Genomic DNA, 20835 nt, shown 5'->3' with positions numbered 1-20835 from the left:
TCGCCACGTATGTCACCCACGAAATGAAAGGCAGACCTATGCAGCGGCTGTATCGGAAACGCATCGTTCTGGGCGTCGGCGGCGGCATCGCGGCCTACAAGAGCGCCGATCTGGTTCGTCGCCTGATCGACCAGGGCGCCGAAGTGCGCGTGGTCATGACCCATGGCGGCGCCGAGTTCATCACCCCGCTGACCATGCAGGCCCTCTCCGGGCACCCGGTTCACCTGGATTTGCTCGACCCGGCCGCCGAAGCGGCGATGGGCCACATCGAGCTGGCCAAATGGGCCGATCTGGTGCTGATTGCCCCGGCCACTGCCGACCTGATCGCCCGCCTGGCCCAAGGCATCGCCAACGATTTGCTGACCACCCTGGTGCTGGCCACCGACGCTGTAGTGGCCGTCGCTCCGGCGATGAACCAGGCGATGTGGCGCGACCCGGCGACCCAGGCCAACCTGCAACTCCTGGAAAGCCGTGGCCTGAAGACCTTCGGCCCGGCCTCCGGCAGCCAGGCCTGCGGCGACGTCGGCATGGGCCGGATGATGGAGGCCACCGACCTGGCTCAATGCGCGGCGGATTGCTTCCAGCGTCAGGCGCTGACCGGCAAGCACGTGGTGATCACTGCCGGCCCGACCCAGGAAAACATCGACCCGGTGCGCTACATCACCAACCACAGCTCCGGCAAAATGGGCTTTGCCCTGGCCGAAGCCGCCGTGGAAGCCGGTGCCCGCGTGACGCTGATCAGCGGCCCGGTGCACCTGCCGACTCCGGATCGCGTTACGCGCATCGACGTGGTCAGCGCCCGCGACATGCTCGCGGCGTGCGAATCGGCCATCCCGTGTGACGTGTTCATCGCCTCGGCAGCGGTGGCGGACTACCGTCCGGAAGTCGTTGCCCCGCAAAAACTCAAGAAAGACCCTACAAGCGGCGACGGCTTCGTCCTGCAAATGGTGCGCAACCCGGACATCCTGGCCACCATCGCAACCCGCCCCGACCGTCCGTTCAGTGTCGGCTTCGCTGCCGAGACCGAACACCTGCTCGACTACGCTGCACGCAAGCTGAAAGACAAGAATCTCGATTTGATCGTCGCCAACGACGTCGCCAACCCGAGCATCGGTTTCAACAGCGAAGAAAACGCCTGCAGCGTGATTGACCGTGAGCTGCACGCCACGGTTTTCGCCCAGACCAGCAAGAGCAAGATCGCTCGCCAACTGGTCACTTTTATCGCCGAACGTCTGAACCAGGTTTAATTTACATGCACGCTTTGCAAGCCAAGATCCTCGACCCACGCATCGGTACCGAATTCCCGCTGCCGCAATACGCAACGCCAGGCTCCGCCGGCCTCGACCTGCGCGCCATGCTGGAACAGGACATCGTCATCAAGCCGGGTGAAACCGTGCTGATCCCGACCGGACTGTCGGTGTACATCGGCGACCCGAATCTCGCCGCGCTGATCCTGCCGCGCTCGGGCATGGGCCATAAGCACGGCATCGTGCTGGGCAACCTCGTGGGCCTGATCGACTCCGATTATCAAGGCCCGCTGATGGTGTCCTGCTGGAACCGTGGTCAGACCGACTTCACCATGACCGTCGGCGAACGCCTGGCGCAATTGGTGCTGGTGCCGGTGGTGCAGGCGCATTTCGAAATGGTCGAAGAGTTCGTTGAAACCGAACGCGGTACCGGCGGTTTCGGCCATACCGGCACTAAATAATCAGGTAGACAGCGGGCGTGGTGAGGGAGGCTCTTCCTCACCACAAATTGAAATTGTCATCTGCGCGGTTTAGCACCGAAAATCAAGGTTTTGGCGGACCAAAGCCACGCCCGACAAGGCGTCATGGCCCTTTCATACCACGAACTCTGCGTGGAAAACGCCGTCATACCCTTCAGTTTGAGCCTGCCGTCGAATGAATCGCCGGTGTGTCCCGCCACTTTCGAGATGGAGCATTTGTGCAGATGAGCACCCCAGCCAAGATCGCCCCGAAGCTTCCCGACAGCATCTTCCGCGCCTATGACATTCGCGGCACCGTGCCGGAATTCCTCAATGCCGAAACCGCTTACTGGATCGGCCGCGCCATCGGCTCGCAGAGCCTGGCCCAGGGCGAACCGAACGTGTCGGTCGGCCGCGACGGCCGACTGTCCGGCCCGGAACTGGTGGCCGAGCTGATCCGCGGTATCGCCGAAAGCGGCTGCCATGTCAGCGATGTCGGCCTGGTGCCGACCCCGGCGCTGTATTACGCGGCCAACGTACTGGCCGGCAAGTCGGGGGTGATGCTCACCGGCAGCCATAACCCGTCAAATTACAACGGTTTCAAGATCGTGATCGCAGGTGACACTCTCGCCAACGAACAGATCCAGGTGCTGCACGAGCGCATCAAGACCAATGACCTGACCAGCGGTCAGGGCAGCGTGACCCAGGTCGAGATCCTCGACCGCTACACCACCGAAATCGTCCAGGACGTCAAGCTGGCCCGACGCATGAAAGTCGTGGTCGACTGCGGTAACGGCGCAGCCGGCGTGATCGCCCCGCAACTGATCGAAGCATTGAACTGCGAAGTCATCCCGCTGTTCTGCGAAGTCGATGGCAACTTCCCCAACCATCACCCGGACCCTGGCAAGCCTGAAAACCTCGTCGACCTGATCGCCAAGGTCAAGGAAACCAACGCCGATATCGGCCTGGCTTTCGATGGCGACGGTGATCGTGTCGGCGTGGTGACCAACACCGGCAGCATCGTCTACCCGGATCGCCTGCTGATGCTGTTTGCCCGTGACGTGGTCGCGCGCAACCCGGACGCGGAAATCATCTTCGACGTCAAATGCACCCGCCGTCTGGTGCCGCTGATCAAGGAATACGGCGGTCGCCCGCTAATGTGGAAGACCGGTCACTCGTTGATCAAAAAGAAAATGAAACAATCCGGTGCTCTATTGGCCGGCGAGATGAGCGGGCACATCTTCTTCAAGGAGCGCTGGTTCGGTTTCGACGACGGCATCTACAGCGCCGCGCGCCTGCTGGAGATCCTCAGCAAGGAAAAATCCACCGCCGAGGAGCTGTTTGCGACCTTCCCGAACGATATTTCTACGCCGGAAATCAATATCCATGTGACCGAAGAGAGCAAATTCAGCATCATTGATGCACTGCACGACGCACAGTGGGGCCCAGGCGCTGACCTGACCACCATTGACGGCGTGCGGGTCGATTACGCCGAAGGCTGGGGCCTGGTGCGCGCATCCAACACCACGCCGGTGCTGGTGCTGCGCTTCGAGGCCGATGACGAGGCGCAATTGCAGCGCATCAAGGATGTGTTCCACACCCAACTGAAACGCGTTGCACCTGATCTCCACCTACCGTTCTGATTCACCCGGAGCCCTGAATGACCCTTGAACGCGAAGCCGCCGCCCACACCGCCCAGGTCCTGTCCGAAGCGTTGCCTTACATCCGACGTTATGTCGGCAAGACCCTGGTGATCAAATACGGCGGCAACGCGATGGAAAGCGAGGAGCTGAAAACCGGCTTCGCCCGCGACATCGTCTTGATGAAAGCCGTGGGTATCAACCCGGTGGTGGTTCACGGCGGCGGCCCGCAGATCGGTGATCTGCTCAAGCGTCTGTCGATCGAAAGCCACTTTGTCGACGGCATGCGCGTCACCGACGCCGCGACCATGGACGTGGTGGAAATGGTCCTCGGCGGCCAGGTCAACAAAAGCATCGTCAACCTGATCAACCGCCACGGCGGCAGCGCCATCGGTCTGACCGGTAAAGACGCCGGGCTGATTCGCGCGAAGAAACTGACCGTCACCCGCCAGACCCCGGAGATGACCCAGCCGGAAATCATCGACATCGGTCAGGTGGGCGAAGTGGTCGGGATCAACACCGAACTGCTGAACCTGCTGGTCAAGGGCAACTTCATCCCGGTGATCGCGCCAATCGGCGTCGGTGAGAACGGCGAGTCGTACAACATCAACGCTGACCTGGTGGCCGGCAAGGTTGCCGAAGCGCTGAAAGCCGAAAAGCTGATGCTGCTGACCAACATCGCCGGCCTGATGGACAAGTCGGGCACGGTCCTGACCGGCCTGAGCACCCAGCAGGTCGATGACCTGATCGCCGACGGCACCATCTACGGCGGCATGCTGCCGAAGATCCGCTGCGCACTGGAAGCGGTTCAGGGCGGTGTGGGCAGCTCGCTGATCATCGACGGTCGCGTGCCGAACGCGATCCTGCTGGAAATCTTCACCGACACCGGTGTGGGCACGCTGATCAGCAATCGCAAGCGTCCCTGATCGCTGAAACCTAAAAAGATCGCAGCCTGCGGCAGCGCCCACGCGGAACTTCATTTGTATGAATTCCCTGTAGGCGATGACGAAGCCTGCGGTCTTTTTTGTGCGAGCAAGAAATGTCCGACGCTATTGAGCGAAACGCCCGACATTCCCTCAGAACAAATCTCCCTAGGATCTTCCCCTAATCCAACGGAGATCTACCCATGCAAAAAGACTACGTTCCCTACGGCAGTGATGTTTCTCCTGGCACTTATGAGTGCGTTGATTGCGGCCATCAGTATTCCAATCAAGCCAAAACCTCAATGCCGCCCTGCCCGCAGTTTCGCAAGACAGCGCACCTCCTGAACGGCTGGAAGATCCTCACCGGGCAAGGTGACGCAGGCAACGATCGTTATCCACAAAAAACCGATAAGCCTTCCGGCATCAAAAGGGCCGAGACCATCACCCCCTCGCGCAAAAAATGACTCGGAGCGATTGAGCCATGCAGATCTCGTTCACGATCGACGCCGACGCCTTCGAGCTGGAACAAAAGGAACTGGTCAAGAAAACCTTGCGCATAGGCGACGCGGAAATCACCCATGCCCTGCAGCGAATCGCCAAGGCCAGCCTGACCGAATACCTGAAAATGCTCGTCGAAGGCGGTATGCCCAGCCGGGCCGATGAGGCCAAGCAGGATCGTCTGCTCTATCTGATTCAAAGCTACTTCGGGGAAACGCTGCCGACCGAATCGCAGATCTCGACGATCTTCCAGCTGACCCAGAGTCAAAGCAAAACCCTGCTGAAAAACACCGTGTCGCGCTTTCGCAATCAACTCGACGACATCCTTCAGCACAGCATGCGCGCCGTGATCGAGACGGCAGAACACGCGCAAACCGTGTTTCTGGTGGTCATCAGCTCGGACGTGATCCGCGATGAGCTGAACATGCTGATCACTCAGAACGAGCCGACCTTCAAACCCATCACCAAACGCAAAGGCAGCGCCGGGCAGTTCGAGATCAGCGAAGACAGCCACGCATTACTCTGTGCGACGCTGGGACTCAATGCCGTTCAGTGACATCGTTGCGGTCAGTGGCTTGCTGCTGACCCTGACCACTTTTCTGTTCAATCTGGCGTGGCCGACACTCAGTGAAGCGTTGGCGCTGGATGAATACCAGTCAGGCCCACAGAGCCGCAGGCGCAGTCGAAAGAAGGTCAGGGATGCGCTTTACTGGCGTGCGCTGCCGCTGACGTGCGCTTTTGCGGCGCTGTTTTACGTCAACCTGCCAAGTGCGGTGGCGATTATCCGCAGCAGCAGCCTGGATCTGTGGAATTTCGATGTAGATCGCACGCTGTATGTGATGGTGGTTCTGGCGTTGCTGGCTTTTGCATTGATCAATGCAAGCCTGACCCTGAAACTGATCGGAAAATGGCGAAACCTGCGCTAACGGACACAAAAAGACCCCGCACAGCCTGGCTGAGCGGGGTCTTTTATTACCGCATGTCCCATGTGGGAGCGGGCTTGCTCGCGAATGCGCGCTGTCAGTCGATATCAATGCTGAAGGGACATCTGCATTCGCGAGCAAGCCCGCTCCCACAAAACGCTGACCGCAGTCAGACGCCGAACTGGGCGCGGTAGGCTTCTACAGCTGGCAGGTGTTGCTTGAGCTGCGGGTCGTCTGCCAGGAATTCCAGCACCTGGTTCAGCGAAACGATGCTGATCACCGGAATTCCGAAATCACGCTCGACTTCCTGAATCGCCGACAATTCACCGTTGCCACGCTCCTGACGGTTCAGGGCGATCAGCACGCCGGCAGCCTTGGCGCCGTCCTGGGAAGCGATGATCTGCATCACTTCGCGGATCGCGGTGCCGGCGGTGATCACGTCGTCAATGATCAGCACGTCACCGGTCAGCGGCGCGCCGACCAGGCTGCCGCCCTCGCCGTGAGCCTTGGCTTCCTTGCGGTTGAAACACCATGGCAGGTCACGGTTGTGGTGTTCGGCCAGCGCCACGGCGGTGGTCGCCGCCAGCGGGATGCCTTTGTAGGCCGGGCCGAACAGCACGTCGAAGGGAATACCGCTCTCGGCGATGGCTGCGGCGTAGAAACGACCCAGCTGCGCCAGCGCGGAACCCGAGTTGAACAGGCCGGCGTTGAAGAAGTAAGGACTGGTGCGCCCGGACTTCAGGGTGAACTCACCGAAGCGCAAAACGCCGCGATCGATGGCAAAACGAATGAAATCGCGCTGATACGCTTGCATGAAAAAAACCCCAAATACCACGGATTTAGCTAATTAGCTTGACGCCGTGTATCATACACGCACGCGATTTTTGGGGCCATTTATGCGGATCATCAGTGTGAACGTCAATGGTATTCAGGCTGCAGTCGAGCGTGGTTTGCTCAGTTGGCTGCAGGCTCAGAATGCCGACGTCATCTGCCTGCAGGACACCCGTGCCTCCGCCTTTGAACTGGATGACCCAGCCTTCCAACTGGACGGCTACTTCCTTTATGCCTGCGATGCTGAAGTCCCTGCCCAAGGTGGCGTGGCTTTGTATTCGCGGTTGCAACCGAAGGCTGTCATCAGCGGTCTCGGTTTCGAGACGGCCGACCGCTACGGGCGCTACCTGCAAGCAGATTTCGACAAAGTCAGTATTGCCACCTTGCTGCTCCCTTCGGGGATGAACGGCGATGAGGACTTGAACCAGAAGTTCAAGCTCATGGACGACTTCGGCAAGTACCTGGACAAACAGCGGCGCAAACGTCGCGAGTACATTTATTGTGGCTCGCTGTACGTTGCGCAGCAGAAGCTCGACATCAAGAACTGGCGCGACAGCCAGCAATCTCCGGGCTTCCTGGCGCCAGAACGCGCCTGGATGGACGAGATTGTCGGCAACATGGGCTATGTCGATGCGTTGCGCGAAGTCAGCCGCGAAGGCGACCAGTACAGCTGGTGGCCGGACAACGAACAGGCCGAGATGCTTAACCTCGGCTGGCGTTTCGACTACCAGATCCTGACCCCGGGCCTGCGGCGCTTCGTGCGCAGTGCACGCCTGCCGCGTCAGCCACGGTTCTCGCAACACGCGCCGCTGATCGTCGACTACGACTGGACGCTGACCATCTAAGCGTCGATTCGTGGATGCAAAAAAGCCGACATCGCAGTCGGCTTTTTTGTGCGCGCTGATTTTTCTGTGTGAGCGGGCTGGCTCGCGAAGGCGTTGTGTCAGTCGATATTAATGCTGAATGACCCATCGCATTCGCGAGCAAGCCCGCTCCCATAAGGGGAAAACGTCGCTGGTTGTTATTTGATCAGGCGCCAGGTGAACGGGTAACGGTAGGGGAAGCCGTCATTGGCCTTCACCCCGGCAATGATCGTCAGCACCAGCGCGCCGATGGCCAGCAGACCCAGCAGGAAGAAGCCGATGATCAACACCATCAGCAGCAGACAGATCGCTGCTGCAATCGCCACGGTGATCTGAAAATTCAGCGCCTCCTTGCCTTGGGCATCGATGAACGGATCGGTCTCGCGCTTCATCTGCCAAAGGATCAGCGGCCCGATCAGGTTGCCGAACGGAATCCAGATCCCCAGCAAGGCGGACAAGTGACAAAACATCGCCCACTGACGAACTTCCTGGCTCGGTTTGGGCAGTAACTCTTGCTCATCACTCATCGCGTCCTCCTTGCGGGTTACGAACCTGCTCAGTCGGCCAGTGCAGCCTGTTGCAGTTCGAAGATTTCGTTCATGCCTTTCTTGGCCAGTTCCAGCATGGCGTTCAGCTCTTCAGGCTGGAACGGTGCGCCTTCGGCGGTGCCCTGCACTTCGATGAAGCCACCGGTGCTGGTCATCACCACATTGAGGTCGGTCTCGGCGGCAGAGTCTTCAAGATAGTCCAGATCCAGCACCGGCTCGCCCTGATACATGCCAACCGACACCGCGCCGATCATTTGCTTGAGCGGGTCGCCGCCTTTCAGGCCGCCGCGCTTCTTGATCACTTTCAGTGCATCGACCAGTGCCACCATGGCGCCGGTGATCGACGCGGTACGGGTGCCGCCGTCAGCCTGGATCACGTCGCAGTCGACGTACAGGGTCACGTCGCCCAGCTTGGACATGTCCAGCGCAGCGCGCAGGGAACGACCGATCAGGCGCTGGATTTCCAGGGTGCGGCCGCCCTGCTTGCCACGGCTGGCTTCACGCTGGTTACGCTCGCCGGTGGCGCGCGGCAGCATGCCGTATTCGGCAGTCAACCAGCCCTGGCCCTGGCCTTTGAGGAAACGCGGCACGCCGTTTTCGACGCTGACGGTGCAGATGACTTTGGTATCACCGAATTCGACCAGTACGGATCCCTCGGCGTGTTTGGTGTAGTTGCGGGTAATGCGGATCGAGCGGAGCTGATCGGCAACGCGACCACTTGGACGTTTCATAGGGAATACCTGTACTGGGGACGGAAAACTGCCGAGCATTATAGAGCGCTGCACCGTGCCTGGGCACGGGTTAAAAATTCCGGTCGTCGACCCAGGGCCCTGAAACGCGCATAACCGACGGCCTGCAGCCCTTTGTCACACCGTGTGTTTGGGCGCATCCGCTGCACTGCGCTACAATCCTGCGCCTTTGCTGCCAGTCGGCTTAAATTCATTGATATCGAGCTTGCGGGATGTTCTTGGCGAGCCGATCTGCATTGCGAGGTCACCGCCATGGTGCACAGCATGACCGCCTTCGCCCGCGTCGAGAAAGCCGGCGTCCAGGGCACCCTGAGCTGGGAACTGCGCTCGGTCAACAGCCGCTACCTGGAACCGCACCTGCGCCTGCCGGAGTCGTTCCGCGATCTCGAAGGCGCCGTGCGCGAAGCACTGCGCCAGGGGCTGTCGCGAGGCAAACTGGAATGCACCCTGCGCTTTACCGAAGAAAGCACCGGCAAACCACTGCAAGTTGATCGCGAGCGCGCCGCGCAACTGGTCGCCGCTGCCGAAACCGTTGCTGGCCTGATCAACAACCCGGCGGCGCTGAATCCACTGGAAGTGCTGGCCTGGCCCGGCGTACTGGTGGCCGACGCGACCGATCCACAGGCGCTGAACGCCGAGGCCCTGGCACTGTTCAATAAAGGCCTCAAGGAACTCAAGGCCGGCCGCGAGCGCGAAGGCGCGGAGCTGGCTCGCCTGATCAACGAGCGCCTGACCTCGATTGAAGAAGACGTCGTGACCCTGCGCGAGCTGGTTCCGCAGATGCTCGCCACCCAGCGCCAGAAAGTCCTCGACCGCTTCGCCGATATGAAGGCCGAGCTGGACCCGCAGCGCCTGGAACAGGAAATGGTCATGCTCGCGCAAAAGAGCGATGTGGCCGAAGAACTGGATCGCCTGAGCACCCACATCATCGAAGTTCGCCGGGTGCTCAAGTCCGGCGGCGCAGCCGGGCGGCGCCTGGACTTCCTGATGCAGGAACTCAACCGCGAAGCCAACACACTGGGCTCCAAGGCCTTCGACCCGCGCAGTACCCAGGCCGCCGTCAACCTCAAGGTGTTGATCGAGCAGATGCGCGAACAAGTGCAGAATATTGAGTAAGGCAACAGACATGACCCACAGCACCGGCACCCTGTACATCATTTCCGCCCCATCGGGCGCAGGCAAGAGCAGCCTGGTCAAGGCTTTGACCGATGCCAACCCGGAGATCCGCGTCTCGATCTCCCACACCACCCGCGCCATGCGCCCGGGTGAAGTGGACGGCGTGAACTATCACTTCGTATCCCGCGAAGAATTCGTGAAGATGGGCGAGCACGGTGACTTCCTTGAGCGCGCCGAAGTCTTCGGCAACTTCTACGGCACCTCGCAAAGCCGCCTGCAGCAAACCCTGGACGAAGGTCACGACCTGATTCTGGAAATCGACTGGCAAGGCGCCGAACAAGTGCGCAAGCTGATGCCGCAGGCCCGCTCGATCTTCATCCTGCCGCCGTCGCTGCAGGCCCTGCACCAGCGCCTGACCAACCGCGGCCAGGACAGCGACGAGATCATCGACGGCCGGATGCGCGAAGCGGTCAGCGAGATGAGTCACTATGTCGAGTACGACTACCTGATCATCAACGACGATTTCGCCCACGCACTGGACGATCTGAAGGCGATTTTCCGCGCCAATCAGCTGCAACAGAAACGCCAGCAAGTGCGTTTCGGCAAATTGCTGGCCGAACTGCTCGGTTAATCAGCACTTCCCAAAACCGCTGCAAGCGCTTTACATTGGCACTTGCAGCGCGTTGAAGGGTCTGGTCAAAAAATCAGCGCTTCCCTAATCGCTGGTGATTTTTTAAACTGTTGAGTCCGCTCGCCCAACCGGGCAGCGCGCATATTGCATTCGCTCCGAGGAATACCATGGCCCGCGTAACCGTTGAAGACTGCCTAGAACACGTGGAAAACCGCTTTGAGCTGGTCATGCTCTCTACCAAGCGTGCCCGTCAACTGGCCACCGGCGGCAAAGAGCCATTGGTCCAGTGGGAAAACGACAAGCCTACCGTTGTCGCCCTGCGTGAAATCGCTGAAGGCCTGATGAGCTACGAGTTCATCGCCGAGCAGGAAATCGTCCAGGATGAACCGCTCTTCGCTGCATTCGAGGACGAGTCCAACGAGGCCGTCTAAGCCTATGCCTGGTCGACGTAGCACGGCGCGGGAACACAGCCTACGGCAGGAGTCATCATGCCGAGCATAGACGCCCTCGCCGATCGCTTATCGACCTACCTCGGCAACGACCAGGTCAACCTGGTCCGCCGAGCGTATTTCTACGCCGAACAAGCCCATGACGGTCAGCGCCGTCGCAGCGGCGAGGCGTACGTCACGCATCCTCTTGCCGTGGCCAATATTCTTGCCGACATGCACATGGACCATCAGAGCCTGATGGCCGCGATGCTGCATGACGTGATCGAAGACACCGGTATCGCCAAGGAAGCGCTGCAGGCGCAGTTCGGTGAAACCGTGGCCGAACTGGTCGACGGGGTCAGCAAACTGACCCAGATGAACTTCGAGACCAAGGCCGAAGCCCAGGCCGAGAACTTCCAGAAAATGGCCATGGCCATGGCGCGCGACATTCGCGTGATCCTGGTCAAACTCGCCGACCGCCTGCACAACATGCGCACGCTGGAAGTGCTGTCCGGGGAAAAACGCCGCCGGATCGCCAAGGAAACCCTCGAGATCTATGCGCCCATCGCCAACCGCTTGGGCATGCACGCGATTCGTATCGAATTCGAAGACCTCGGTTTCAAGGCGATGCACCCGATGCGTTCCGCGCGGATCTACCAGGCAGTCAAGCGCGCCCGGGGCAATCGCAAGGAAATCGTCAACAAGATCGAAGAATCCCTCGGCCACTGTCTCGCCATCGACGGTATTCAAGGCGAAGTCAGCGGTCGTCAGAAACACCTCTACGGCATCTACAAGAAAATGCGCGGCAAGCGTCGGGCCTTCAACGAGATCATGGACGTCTATGCGTTCCGGATCATCGTCGACAAGGTCGATACCTGCTACCGCGTGCTAGGCGCTGTACATAATTTGTACAAACCGCTGCCGGGGCGCTTCAAGGATTACATCGCGATCCCCAAGGCCAACGGCTATCAGTCGCTGCACACCACGCTGTTCGGCATGCACGGCGTACCGATCGAAATCCAGATCCGCACCCGCGAAATGGAAGAGATGGCCAACAACGGCATTGCCGCCCATTGGCTGTACAAATCCAGCGGTGACGAGCAGCCCAAAGGCACCCATGCCCGCGCCCGCCAGTGGGTCAAGGGCGTGCTGGAAATGCAGCAACGTGCCGGCAACTCGCTGGAATTCATCGAGAGCGTGAAGATCGACCTGTTCCCCGACGAGGTCTACGTGTTCACGCCCAAAGGCCGGATCATGGAGCTGCCCAAAGGCTCCACGGCGGTCGATTTTGCCTACGCGGTGCACACCGACGTCGGCAACAGCTGCATCGCCTGCCGGATCAACCGTCGCCTCGCACCGCTGTCCGAACCGCTGCAAAGCGGCTCCACGGTCGAGATCGTCAGCGCACCCGGCGCGCGGCCGAACCCCGCGTGGCTCAACTTCGTGGTCACCGGCAAGGCCCGTACGCACATCCGCCATGCGCTGAAACTGCAACGTCGTTCGGAATCCATCAGCCTGGGCGAACGCCTGCTGAACAAGGTGCTCAACGGTTTCGACAGCTCGCTGGAGAAGATCCCGGCCGAGCGCGTCAAGGCAATGCTCAGCGAATATCGCCTGGAACTGATCGAAGACCTGCTCGAAGACATTGGCCTGGGCAACCGCATGGCCTACGTCGTGGCACGTCGACTGCTCGGTGAGGGCGAACAGCTGCCGAGTCCGGAAGGTCCGCTGGCGATTCGCGGCACCGAAGGCCTGGTCCTGAGCTACGCCAAGTGCTGCACGCCGATCCCGGGCGACCCGATTGTCGGTCACCTGTCGGCGGGCAAAGGCATGGTCGTGCACCTGGACAACTGCCGCAACATCAGCGAAATCCGGCACAACCCGGAAAAATGCATCCAGCTCTCGTGGGCCAAGGATGTCACCGGCGAATTCAACGTCGAACTGCGCGTCGAGCTGGAGCACCAGCGCGGCCTGATCGCCCTGCTGGCCAGCAGCGTCAACGCCGCCGACGGCAATATCGAGAAAATCAGCATGGACGAGCGCGATGGCCGCATCAGCGTCGTCCAACTGGTGGTCAGCGTCCACGACCGTGTGCACCTGGCCCGCGTGATCAAGAAACTGCGCGCCCTGACCGGGGTCATCCGCATCACCCGCATGCGTGCATAACTCAACCATTACAAGGAGTCATACATGACCAAGACTGTTATCACCAGCGACAAGGCCCCAGCCGCCATCGGTACTTACTCCCAGGCGATCAAGGCCGGCAATACCGTCTACATGTCGGGTCAGATTCCTCTGGACCCAAAGACCATGGAACTGGTTGAAGGCTTCGAAGCCCAGACCGTCCAGGTGTTCGAGAACCTGAAAGCCGTCGCCGAAGCAGCCGGTGGTTCGTTCAAGGACATCGTCAAGCTGAACATCTTCCTCACCGACCTGAGCCACTTCGCCAAGGTCAACGAGATCATGGGCAAATACTTCGACCAGCCGTACCCGGCCCGCGCCGCCATCGGCGTTGCTGCCCTGCCGAAGGGCTCGCAAGTCGAAATGGATGCCATCCTGGTCATCGAGTAATGCACACGGCGCAGCCTTCAACCGCTGCGCCGACTGCTCTGCGGTAAAGAAAAGGTTTTGAAAGGATTCCACCATGCGCAAAGCGCTTGCTCTCTCGCTGCTCGCCGTTTTCCTCGGCGGCTGTGCCAGCGACCCCGCCGACCGTGACATCAGCGGCACCTGGATCAACCAGGTGGCGATCGATGCTGCTGCCAAGGGCGGCCCCCTGCGCGAAGCGCTTCAGGCCTATGGCCCGAACCTGGAGTGGGACGTCAACACCAAGGCCGGTCAGGCCCGCTACACCAACGGTTTCGAGAACGTCGAAGGACGGCTGCAAGGCGAACAGTCCGGCGCCTGGAAAGTCGACTTCTATGGCAGCTCCGGCAGCGAACTGAAACGTGCCGGTGGCCAGATGAAACAGGCCGCCACCGAGAACGAACCCGACCAGTTGTTCGATCGCGCGCAAATCCCCGTGCCGGAAGGCGCACCGATCGGTGCGAGCTTCGAACGGGCGCTGTATTCGGCGTACCTGGGCGGCAGCTGGAAGATTGCCAGCGGCGACGGCGAAGGCAACACCGTGCAGTTCCAGGCCGATGGCCAGGTCTCCGGCCTGCCCGGCGCGGACCGCTATGCCCTGTGCCTGGCAGGCGACTGTGCCTCGATGAACAGCGACCACGACAGCATGTGGCTGCAGCAGAACGGCCAGGGCAACAACTGGATCTTTGTGCGCAAGGGCAAGGAACTGGAAATCCTGCAGGCGGTGAACACGGCGCTGGCGGACGAACAACCGCAGTTCAGCCCCGGCGAACGCAAGTGGTTGCTCGAGAAGCAGTAAGCCTCACCGAGAGCCACACATAAACCTGTGGGAGCGGGCTTGCTCGCGAAAGCGGTGTGTCAGTCAACGTCCATGTTGCCTGGCACGCCTTCTTCGCGAGCAAGCCCGCTCCCACAGTGTTTGGCGGGGTCAGAGAGTCAGCACTTACCTTCCAGGATTGCCGCGTACCCTTCGCGGTAACTCGGATATTTCGGCGTCCAGCCCAATGCCTTCGCCCGGGCATTGCTGCAGCGCTTGCTGCCGGTGCGGCGCACGCTGGCGTCGTCCGCCCATTCGGTAACCCCCAGATAGTCACGCAGCCACGCGACCACCTCGGCCAGCGGCGCCGGCGCGTCGTCCACACCGATATAGATCTCTTGCAACGACTCGCCCCGACGGTCCGCTTCCAGCAAAAAGGCCATCAAGCCGGCAGCGTCATCGCCATGAATGCGATTGCCATACAACGGCGGCTCGACCGCGACCCGATAACCGCGACGCACCTGGGTCAACAGCCACTCACGTCCCGGGCCATAGATACCGGTCAGACGCACGATGCTCGCCGGGATACCGCTGTTGAGCGCGACTTGCTCAGCCTCAAGCATCAGTCGTCCGGAATAGCCACTGGCGACCGTCTCTGAATGCTCGTCGACCCACTCCCCTTCCTGCTGGCCATACACGCTGCTGCTGGACACGAAGATCAGCCGCTCGGGCACCTGGCCATAGTCGCCCAGCCAGCTCAGCACATTCTGCAGACCCTGCACATACGCGGCGCGATAACCGGCCTCGTCGTGATCGGTGGCTGCCGCGCAATACACCAGGTAATCCACCGCGCCGAACGGCCAGGTCTCTGGGCAGTCTTCATTGAACAGATCACCGGCCACGCCAATGACCCCCTCAGGCAAGCGTGAAACATCCCGGCGCAGACCGTGGACCTCCCAGTCGCCAGCCAGCAATTGCTTGGCCAGACGGCTACCGACATCACCGCAACCGGCGATCAGAACAGAGGGCGCAGACATCAAAAATCTCCCGTCATAAAGGGAAAGACTAGCCCCGCCATTGGACGAGTGGCTAGCAATCAACGAAAAAAAGAAACTCTATTACTTTTGTTAACAAGAATTACTTGCAATAATGCACGTCACTTTTGTTCTCGGCCTCACGAGGCCTGGAAGAGCATTACCGTTTTTCTATCTCAGGTCCGGCCAGCATGACACGTAATCAATTCCCCGCTTCGCCAACCACACGACCTCGCGCCTGGAGCGCGGTGGCGGCCCTGCTGCTCAGCCTGATGCTGGCGCCGACCGCCGCTTTCGCTGACGCCCAGGCGCCAGCCGCTCCGGCAGCCGCCGAACAGCACGCACCTGCTGCCGCCGCTCCAGCCGCCACCGACCCGGTTCAGGCTGTGGACGCCAGCGAAGTGAACGTACCTGAAGTCCTCGAGCCGGATAACACCCTGGGCATGGCCCACGATCTGTCGCCATGGGGCATGTACCAGAACGCCGACATCATCGTGAAAATCGTGATGATCGGTCTGGCCATTGCCTCCATCATCACCTGGACCATCTGGATCGCCAAAGGCTTCGAGCTGATGGGCGCCAAGCGTCGTCTGCGTGGCGAAATCGCTGCCCTGAAAAAAGCCGCCACCCTCAAGGAAGCCAGCGCGACTGCAGCCAAAGAAGGCACCCTCGCCAACCTGCTGGTGCACGACGCCCTCGAAGAGATGCGCCTGTCGGTCAACAGCCGCGAGAAGGAAGGCATCAAGGAGCGCGTCAGCTTCCGCCTTGAGCGCCTGGTGGCCGCCTGTGGCCGCAACATGAGCAGCGGCACCGGCGTCCTCGCCACCATCGGTTCGACTGCGCCGTTCGTCGGTCTGTTCGGTACCGTGTGGGGCATCATGAACTCCTTCATCGGCATCGCCAAAACCCAGACCACCAACCTTGCTGTCGTGGCGCCGGGTATCGCTGAAGCGCTGCTGGCAACGGCCCTGGGTCTGGTTGCAGCGATTCCGGCGGTGGTGATCTACAACGTATTCGCCCGCTCCATCGCCGGTTACAAGGCGCAGGTGTCCGATGCGTCGGCAGAAGTCCTGCTGCTGGTCAGCCGTGACCTCGACCACCAGCCTGAGCGCAGCTCGCAGCCGCACATGGTCAAAGTGGGGTAATCGGCCATGGGCCTGCATTTGAAAGAAGGCGCAGACGACGATCTGGCCGAGAACCACGAAATCAACGTCACGCCATTCATCGACGTGATGCTGGTACTGCTGATCATCTTTATGGTGGCCGCTCCATTGGCCACCGTGGACATCAAAGTCGACCTGCCTGCCTCGACCGCCAAACCGGCGCCGCGGCCAGAGAAACCGGTGTTCCTCAGCGTCAAGGCTGACCAGCGCCTGTTCATTGGCGAAGACGAAGTGAAGCCGGAAACACTCGGCGTCATCCTCGACGCCAAGACTCACGGCAAGAAAGACACCACCATCTTCTTCCAGGCCGACAAAGGCGTGGATTACGGTGACCTGATGAGCGTGATGGATAACCTGCGTGCCGCGGGTTACCTGAAGGTTGGTCTGGTGGGCCTTGAGAGCGCAGCCAAGAAATGATCACGACGCGCCATAAGCTGACGCGTTACAGCGGTAGCCTGGCCGTGGTGCTGGGCGTTCACGCGCTGGCCATCGCGCTGGCGCTGAACTGGACCGCCCGCCCGCCCATCGAATTGCCGCCGCAGGCAATGATGGTCGAGTTGGCACCGGTTCCAGCCCCGCCACCGCCTGCTCCGCCGAAAGTCGTCACACCGCCACAGCCACCGGCTCCGGTTGAAGAGTTGCCGATTCCGAAACTGGCCGAAGCACCGAAGGCTGAAATCGCGGTGCCGAAACCTAAACCGAAGCCAAAGCCTCAGCCGCCGAAGCCCGTCGAGAAGAAGCTGCCGGATCCGCCAAAGGAAAAACCTTCCGAGGAAAAACCGGCTGACACCCAACCGACCCAGGCACCAACGGAGAAATCCGCCCAGCCGGCACCAGGCCCGTCGCCAGCACAAATGGCCGCCAAGGCCAGTTGGCAAGGCACCCTGCTCGCGCATTTGGCGAAGTACAAAAAGTACCCGCAAAGCGCACAGGCTCGTGGCAAGGAAGGCTTGAACCGACTGCGTTTTGTAGTCGATGCCGAAGGTAATGTGTTGTCGTTCGAACTGGTGGGCCGCTCCGGCAACGCCGATCTGGACCGGGCCACCCTGGAAATGATCCGCCGCGCGCAACCGCTGCCCAAGCCCCCGGCCGATATGCTGAACAACGGCTCGATCGAAATTGTTGCGCCGTTTGTGTACTCCCTCGAGAGACGCCGCTGATCCAAGTGGGAGCGGGCTTGCTCGCGAAGGCGTCTTGTCAGTCGACATCAATGTATCTGACATGCCGCCTTCGCGAGCAAGCCCGCTCCCACAGGGTTTATGTGTCGACAGTTGGATCGAGAAGGCACCGAAAGGTGCCTTTTGCATATGTGGCAACGGCAAACTCACATTGCCCGGTGTCGCATTCCTCACTCAGTCTGATAACGTGCGTCTATCGATTGCAGCCGTTATGCTTGGCCCGCAACTTCATGGACGCTCGCTATGACTCTCACAGAATTACGCTACATCGTTACCCTCGCGCAAGAGCAGCACTTCGGCCACGCGGCCGAGCGTTGCCACGTCAGCCAGCCGACCCTCTCGGTGGGCGTGAAAAAGCTTGAAGACGAACTCGGTGTGCTGATTTTCGAGCGCAGCAAAAGCGCTGTGCGCCTGACCCCGGTCGGCGAGGGCATCGTTGCCCAGGCGCAGAAAGTGCTTGAGCAAGCGCAAGGCATCCGTGAACTGGCCCAGGCCGGCAAGAACCAACTGACTGCACCGCTGAAAGTCGGCGCGATCTACACCGTCGGGCCGTACCTGTTCCCGCACCTGATTCCGCAACTGCACCGGGTCGCCCCGCAGATGCCGTTGTACATCGAAGAAAACTTCACCCACGTGCTGCGCGACAAACTGCGCAACGGCGAGCTGGACGCGATCATCATCGCTCTGCCGTTCAACGAAGCCGACGTGCTGACGCTGCCGCTGTACGACGAGCCGTTCTACGTCTTGATGCCGGCTCAGCACCCGTGGACGCAAAAAGAAACCATCGACCCGGCCCTGCTCAACGACAAGAGCCTGCTGCTGCTCGGCGAAGGCCACTGCTTCCGCGACCAGGTGCTCGAAGCCTGCCCGACCCTGACCAAGGGCAACGACGGCGCCAAGCACACCACGGTCGAGTCCAGCTCGCTGGAAACCATCCGCCACATGGTCGCGTCCGGCCTGGGCATCTCGATCCTGCCGCTGTCAGCGGTGGACAGCCATCACTACGCCCCGGGTGTGATCGAAGTGCGGCCGCTGTCGGCGCCGGTACCGTTCCGCACCGTGGCGATTGCCTGGCGCGCCAGCTTCCCGCGGCCCAAAGCCATCGAAATCCTCGCCGACTCCGTTCGCCTGTGCTCGGTTGCCAAGCCCGCGGCACCGGTTACGGCCGGTTAAGCGAGCGTCATGACTGAGCTGTCGCAAGTGTCGGTGACGGCACTCAAGGGTGTCGGCGAAGCCATGGCCGAGAAACTGGCCAAGGTCGGTCTGGAGAACCTCCAGGACGTGCTGTTTCACCTGCCGCTGCGTTATCAGGATCGCACCCGTGTAGTGCCGATCGGCCACTTGCGGCCGGGCCAGGACGCCGTGGTCGAAGGCACCGTCAGCGGCGCCGACGTGGTCATGGGCCGGCGCCGCAGCCTCGTCGTGCGCATGCAGGACGGCACCGGCGGCCTGAGCCTGCGCTTCTACCATTTCAGCAATGCGCAGAAAGAAGGCCTCAAGCGCGGCACGCGGATTCGCTGCTACGGCGAAGTCCGGCCAGGCGCCTCGGGGCTGGAAATCTACCACCCGGAATACCGCGCCATCACCGGTGACGAACCGCCGCCAGTGGACGAAACCCTGACCCCGGTCTACCCGCTCACCGAAGGCCTGACCCAGCAGCGTCTGCGCCAGTTGTGCATGCAGACGTTAACCCTGCTCAAGCCCGCTACCCTGCCAGACTGGCTGCCGACCGAACTGGCCCGTGACTATCAACTGGCGCCGCTGGCTGATGCGATCCGCTATCTGCACAACCCACCCGCCGATGCCGACGTCGATGAACTCGCCCTCGGCCATCACTGGGCCCAGCATCGCCTCGCCTTCGAAGAGCTGCTGACCCATCAACTGTCGCAGCAACGCCTGCGTGAAAGCATGCGGTCACTGCGCGCGCCAGCGATGCCGAAAGCGACGAAGCTGCCGCCGAAATACCTGGCCAACCTCGGCTTCAACCCGACCGGTGCCCAGCAACGCGTTGGCAACGAAATCGCCTACGATCTCAGCCAGCACGAACCAATGCTGCGGCTGATTCAGGGCGACGTTGGCGCGGGTAAAACCGTGGTCGCCGCCCTTGCCGCGCTGCAAGCGCTGGAGGCCGGTTATCAGGTCGCGCTGATGGCGCCGACCGAGATCCTCGCCGAGCAGCACTTCATCACCTTCAAGCGCTGGCTCGAACCGCTGGGCATCGACGTCGCGTGGCTGGCCGGCAAGCTCAAGGGCAAGAACCGCGTCACCGCGCTGGAACAGATCGCCAGCGGCACACCGATGGTGGTCGGCACTCACGCGCTGTTCCAGGACGAAGTGCAGTTCAAGAACCTCGCGCTGGTGATCATCGACGAACAACACCGCTTCGGCGTGCAACAACGCCTGGCGCTGCGACAGAAAGGCGTCGGCGGGCGCATGTGCCCGCATCAACTGATCATGACCGCCACGCCGATTCCACGAACATTGGCGATGAGCGCCTACGCCGACCTCGATACCTCGATCCTCGACGAACTACCGCCCGGTCGCACCCCGGTCAACACCGTGCTGGTCACCGACACCCGCCGCGTCGAAGTCATCGAACGGGTGCGCAGCGCCTGCGCCGAGGGCCGTCAGGCCTATTGGGTGTGCACGCTGATCGAAGAGTCGGAAGAACTGACCTGTCAGGCCGCCGAAACCACCTTTGAAGACCTGACCGCCGCCCTCGGCGAGTTGAAAGTCGGGCTGATTCACGGGCGCATGAAGCCTGCCGAGAAAGCCGCCGTCATGGCTGAATTCAAGGCCGGCAACCTGCAACTGCTGGTCGCCACTACGGTGATCGAGGTCGGCGTCGACGTGCCCAACGCCAGCCTGATGATCATCGAAAACCCCGAGCGCCTCGGCCTCGCGCAACTGCACCAGTTGCGTGGTCGCGTCGGGCGGGGCAGCGCGGTCAGCCATTGCGTGCTGCTCTACCATCCGCCGCTGTCACAGATCGGTCGCCAGCGCCTGGGCATCATGCGCGAGACCAACGACGGTTTCGTCATCGCCGAAAAAGACCTCGAACTGCGTGGCCCCGGCGAAATGCTCGGCACCCGCCAGACCGGCCTGCTGCAATTCAAGGTCGCCGACCTGATGCGCGACGCCGACCTGCTACCCGCCGTGCGCGACGCCGCCCAAGCCCTGCTGGAACGTTGGCCGACGCACGTCAGCCCCTTGCTCGACCGCTGGCTGCGCCACGGGCAGCAATACGGCCAAGTGTGAGCAC

General features: G+C 61.2%; 22 protein-coding genes and 1 pseudogene. 19 read left to right on the top strand and 4 right to left on the bottom strand.

The genetic code is table 11. The features are described 5' to 3' along the window. Positions 1 to 38: 38 nt before the first annotated feature. The 7 genes and pseudogenes from coaBC (at position 39) to U862_RS0123860 (ending at position 5692) form a co-directional block, all read left to right on the top strand. On the top strand, positions 39 to 1247 hold the full coding sequence (gene coaBC, locus U862_RS0123890) for a bifunctional phosphopantothenoylcysteine decarboxylase/phosphopantothenate--cysteine ligase CoaBC (RefSeq protein ID WP_003229480.1): 1209 nt from the start codon (positions 39 to 41) through the stop codon (positions 1245 to 1247). Between the two features lie 5 nt (positions 1248 to 1252). Then, positions 1253 to 1708: a dUTP diphosphatase gene (gene dut / locus U862_RS0123885; RefSeq protein WP_016985816.1), complete on the top strand. Its 456-nt coding sequence runs from the start codon at positions 1253 to 1255 to the stop codon at positions 1706 to 1708. Between the two features lie 263 nt (positions 1709 to 1971). Then, positions 1972 to 3348, top strand: a pseudogene (locus tag U862_RS0123880) (phosphomannomutase/phosphoglucomutase); the annotation flags it as partial. 17 nt (positions 3349 to 3365) lie between these two features. Beyond that, on the top strand, positions 3366 to 4271 hold the full coding sequence (argB, locus tag U862_RS0123875; RefSeq protein WP_003229488.1) for an acetylglutamate kinase: 906 nt from the start codon (positions 3366 to 3368) through the stop codon (positions 4269 to 4271). Between the two features lie 200 nt (positions 4272 to 4471). Beyond that, positions 4472 to 4732 (top strand): hypothetical protein, encoded by a 261-nt coding sequence (locus U862_RS0123870; RefSeq protein WP_025112712.1) that lies wholly within the window; start codon positions 4472 to 4474, stop codon positions 4730 to 4732. A gap of 17 nt (positions 4733 to 4749) precedes the next feature. Then, entirely contained in the window at positions 4750 to 5322 is a 573-nt protein-coding gene (locus U862_RS0123865; RefSeq protein ID WP_025112711.1) for a hypothetical protein, read from the top strand. Next, on the top strand, positions 5309 to 5692 hold the full coding sequence (locus U862_RS0123860) for a hypothetical protein (protein ID WP_025112710.1): 384 nt from the start codon (positions 5309 to 5311) through the stop codon (positions 5690 to 5692). The genes U862_RS0123865 and U862_RS0123860 overlap by 14 nt, the downstream gene beginning before the upstream one ends. Positions 5693 to 5858: 166 nt before the next feature. Here the strand turns inward: U862_RS0123860 and pyrE are convergent, their stop codons facing one another. After that, entirely contained in the window at positions 5859 to 6503 is a 645-nt protein-coding gene (gene pyrE, locus U862_RS0123855) for an orotate phosphoribosyltransferase (RefSeq protein WP_011336558.1), read from the bottom strand. An 82-nt stretch (positions 6504 to 6585) separates the two neighbouring features. Between pyrE and U862_RS0123850 the strand changes: the two genes are divergently transcribed. Continuing rightward, positions 6586 to 7365 carry an exodeoxyribonuclease III gene (locus U862_RS0123850; RefSeq protein WP_007920349.1) on the top strand — a complete coding sequence of 260 codons (780 nt, stop codon included), beginning with the start codon at positions 6586 to 6588 and terminating at the stop codon, positions 7363 to 7365. Between the two features lie 176 nt (positions 7366 to 7541). Here the strand turns inward: U862_RS0123850 and U862_RS0123845 are convergent, their stop codons facing one another. Beyond that, positions 7542 to 7910: a DUF4870 domain-containing protein gene (locus U862_RS0123845; RefSeq protein WP_025112709.1), complete on the bottom strand. Its 369-nt coding sequence runs from the start codon at positions 7908 to 7910 to the stop codon at positions 7542 to 7544. A gap of 29 nt (positions 7911 to 7939) precedes the next feature. Continuing rightward, positions 7940 to 8662 (bottom strand): ribonuclease PH, encoded by a 723-nt coding sequence (rph, locus tag U862_RS0123840; protein WP_025112708.1) that lies wholly within the window; start codon positions 8660 to 8662, stop codon positions 7940 to 7942. Between the two features lie 270 nt (positions 8663 to 8932). Between rph and U862_RS0123835 the strand changes: the two genes are divergently transcribed. The 6 genes from U862_RS0123835 (at position 8933) to U862_RS0123810 (ending at position 14240) form a co-directional block, all read left to right on the top strand. After that, complete coding sequence (locus U862_RS0123835; protein WP_025112707.1) at positions 8933 to 9796, top strand: YicC/YloC family endoribonuclease; 864 nt, start codon at positions 8933 to 8935, stop codon at positions 9794 to 9796. A gap of 10 nt (positions 9797 to 9806) precedes the next feature. After that, positions 9807 to 10427, top strand: a complete 621-nt coding sequence (gene gmk / locus U862_RS0123830) for a guanylate kinase (protein WP_025112706.1) — start codon at positions 9807 to 9809, stop codon at positions 10425 to 10427. A 167-nt stretch (positions 10428 to 10594) separates the two neighbouring features. After that, positions 10595 to 10858, top strand: coding sequence for a DNA-directed RNA polymerase subunit omega (rpoZ, locus tag U862_RS0123825; RefSeq protein WP_008030604.1), 264 nt, complete (start codon positions 10595 to 10597; stop codon positions 10856 to 10858). Positions 10859 to 10915: 57 nt separating this feature from the next. Then, positions 10916 to 13021, top strand: a complete 2106-nt coding sequence (gene spoT / locus U862_RS0123820) for a bifunctional GTP diphosphokinase/guanosine-3',5'-bis pyrophosphate 3'-pyrophosphohydrolase (RefSeq protein WP_025112705.1) — start codon at positions 10916 to 10918, stop codon at positions 13019 to 13021. Positions 13022 to 13045: 24 nt separating this feature from the next. After that, entirely contained in the window at positions 13046 to 13426 is a 381-nt protein-coding gene (locus tag U862_RS0123815; RefSeq protein ID WP_003229509.1) for a RidA family protein, read from the top strand. A 73-nt stretch (positions 13427 to 13499) separates the two neighbouring features. After that, positions 13500 to 14240 (top strand): hypothetical protein, encoded by a 741-nt coding sequence (locus tag U862_RS0123810; RefSeq protein WP_025112704.1) that lies wholly within the window; start codon positions 13500 to 13502, stop codon positions 14238 to 14240. A 137-nt stretch (positions 14241 to 14377) separates the two neighbouring features. Here the strand turns inward: U862_RS0123810 and U862_RS0123805 are convergent, their stop codons facing one another. Then, positions 14378 to 15235: an SDR family oxidoreductase gene (locus U862_RS0123805; RefSeq protein ID WP_025112703.1), complete on the bottom strand. Its 858-nt coding sequence runs from the start codon at positions 15233 to 15235 to the stop codon at positions 14378 to 14380. Positions 15236 to 15423: 188 nt separating this feature from the next. On the opposite strand from U862_RS0123805, the gene exbB reads away from it, so the two are divergent. From exbB to recG, 5 genes are all read left to right on the top strand, one after another. Next, positions 15424 to 16377: a tonB-system energizer ExbB gene (gene exbB / locus U862_RS0123800; protein ID WP_025112702.1), complete on the top strand. Its 954-nt coding sequence runs from the start codon at positions 15424 to 15426 to the stop codon at positions 16375 to 16377. 6 nt (positions 16378 to 16383) lie between these two features. Next, complete coding sequence (gene exbD / locus U862_RS0123795) at positions 16384 to 16812, top strand: TonB system transport protein ExbD (RefSeq protein WP_025112701.1); 429 nt, start codon at positions 16384 to 16386, stop codon at positions 16810 to 16812. Then, positions 16809 to 17555, top strand: coding sequence for an energy transducer TonB (locus U862_RS0123790; protein ID WP_025112700.1), 747 nt, complete (start codon positions 16809 to 16811; stop codon positions 17553 to 17555). The genes exbD and U862_RS0123790 overlap by 4 nt, the downstream gene beginning before the upstream one ends. A gap of 261 nt (positions 17556 to 17816) precedes the next feature. Further along, positions 17817 to 18746, top strand: coding sequence for a hydrogen peroxide-inducible genes activator (locus U862_RS0123785; RefSeq protein ID WP_025112699.1), 930 nt, complete (start codon positions 17817 to 17819; stop codon positions 18744 to 18746). Positions 18747 to 18755: 9 nt separating this feature from the next. Continuing rightward, entirely contained in the window at positions 18756 to 20831 is a 2076-nt protein-coding gene (gene recG, locus U862_RS0123780) for an ATP-dependent DNA helicase RecG (protein ID WP_025112698.1), read from the top strand. The last annotated feature ends 4 nt before the right edge of the window (positions 20832 to 20835 follow it).

This window comes from Pseudomonas sp. H1h (assembly GCF_000633255.1).
Classification (GTDB): domain Bacteria; phylum Pseudomonadota; class Gammaproteobacteria; order Pseudomonadales; family Pseudomonadaceae; genus Aquipseudomonas.
The sequence above is the reverse complement of the archived record's forward strand: the minus strand, read 5'-3'. Positions and strand labels throughout refer to the sequence as shown.

Excerpts from the sequence above, each read along its gene's own strand:
- exbB (WP_025112702.1), top strand. The coding sequence starts at position 15,424 with ATGACACGTAATCAATTCCCCGCTTCGCCAACCACACGACCTCGCGCC.
- spoT (WP_025112705.1), top strand. The coding sequence starts at position 10,916 with ATGCCGAGCATAGACGCCCTCGCCGATCGCTTATCGACCTACCTCGGC.
- pyrE (WP_011336558.1), bottom strand. The coding sequence starts at position 6,503 with ATGCAAGCGTATCAGCGCGATTTCATTCGTTTTGCCATCGATCGCGGC.
- rpoZ (WP_008030604.1), top strand. The coding sequence starts at position 10,595 with ATGGCCCGCGTAACCGTTGAAGACTGCCTAGAACACGTGGAAAACCGC.
- U862_RS0123835 (WP_025112707.1), top strand. The coding sequence starts at position 8,933 with ATGGTGCACAGCATGACCGCCTTCGCCCGCGTCGAGAAAGCCGGCGTC.
- recG (WP_025112698.1), top strand. The coding sequence starts at position 18,756 with ATGACTGAGCTGTCGCAAGTGTCGGTGACGGCACTCAAGGGTGTCGGC.
- U862_RS0123805 (WP_025112703.1), bottom strand. The coding sequence starts at position 15,235 with ATGTCTGCGCCCTCTGTTCTGATCGCCGGTTGCGGTGATGTCGGTAGC.
- exbD (WP_025112701.1), top strand. The coding sequence starts at position 16,384 with ATGGGCCTGCATTTGAAAGAAGGCGCAGACGACGATCTGGCCGAGAAC.
- U862_RS0123870 (WP_025112712.1), top strand. The coding sequence starts at position 4,472 with ATGCAAAAAGACTACGTTCCCTACGGCAGTGATGTTTCTCCTGGCACT.
- U862_RS0123810 (WP_025112704.1), top strand. The coding sequence starts at position 13,500 with ATGCGCAAAGCGCTTGCTCTCTCGCTGCTCGCCGTTTTCCTCGGCGGC.
- gmk (WP_025112706.1), top strand. The coding sequence starts at position 9,807 with ATGACCCACAGCACCGGCACCCTGTACATCATTTCCGCCCCATCGGGC.
- argB (WP_003229488.1), top strand. The coding sequence starts at position 3,366 with ATGACCCTTGAACGCGAAGCCGCCGCCCACACCGCCCAGGTCCTGTCC.
- U862_RS0123860 (WP_025112710.1), top strand. The coding sequence starts at position 5,309 with ATGCCGTTCAGTGACATCGTTGCGGTCAGTGGCTTGCTGCTGACCCTG.
- coaBC (WP_003229480.1), top strand. The coding sequence starts at position 39 with ATGCAGCGGCTGTATCGGAAACGCATCGTTCTGGGCGTCGGCGGCGGC.
- U862_RS0123785 (WP_025112699.1), top strand. The coding sequence starts at position 17,817 with ATGACTCTCACAGAATTACGCTACATCGTTACCCTCGCGCAAGAGCAG.
- rph (WP_025112708.1), bottom strand. The coding sequence starts at position 8,662 with ATGAAACGTCCAAGTGGTCGCGTTGCCGATCAGCTCCGCTCGATCCGC.
- U862_RS0123845 (WP_025112709.1), bottom strand. The coding sequence starts at position 7,910 with ATGAGTGATGAGCAAGAGTTACTGCCCAAACCGAGCCAGGAAGTTCGT.
- U862_RS0123865 (WP_025112711.1), top strand. The coding sequence starts at position 4,750 with ATGCAGATCTCGTTCACGATCGACGCCGACGCCTTCGAGCTGGAACAA.
- U862_RS0123790 (WP_025112700.1), top strand. The coding sequence starts at position 16,809 with ATGATCACGACGCGCCATAAGCTGACGCGTTACAGCGGTAGCCTGGCC.
- U862_RS0123815 (WP_003229509.1), top strand. The coding sequence starts at position 13,046 with ATGACCAAGACTGTTATCACCAGCGACAAGGCCCCAGCCGCCATCGGT.
- dut (WP_016985816.1), top strand. The coding sequence starts at position 1,253 with ATGCACGCTTTGCAAGCCAAGATCCTCGACCCACGCATCGGTACCGAA.
- U862_RS0123850 (WP_007920349.1), top strand. The coding sequence starts at position 6,586 with ATGCGGATCATCAGTGTGAACGTCAATGGTATTCAGGCTGCAGTCGAG.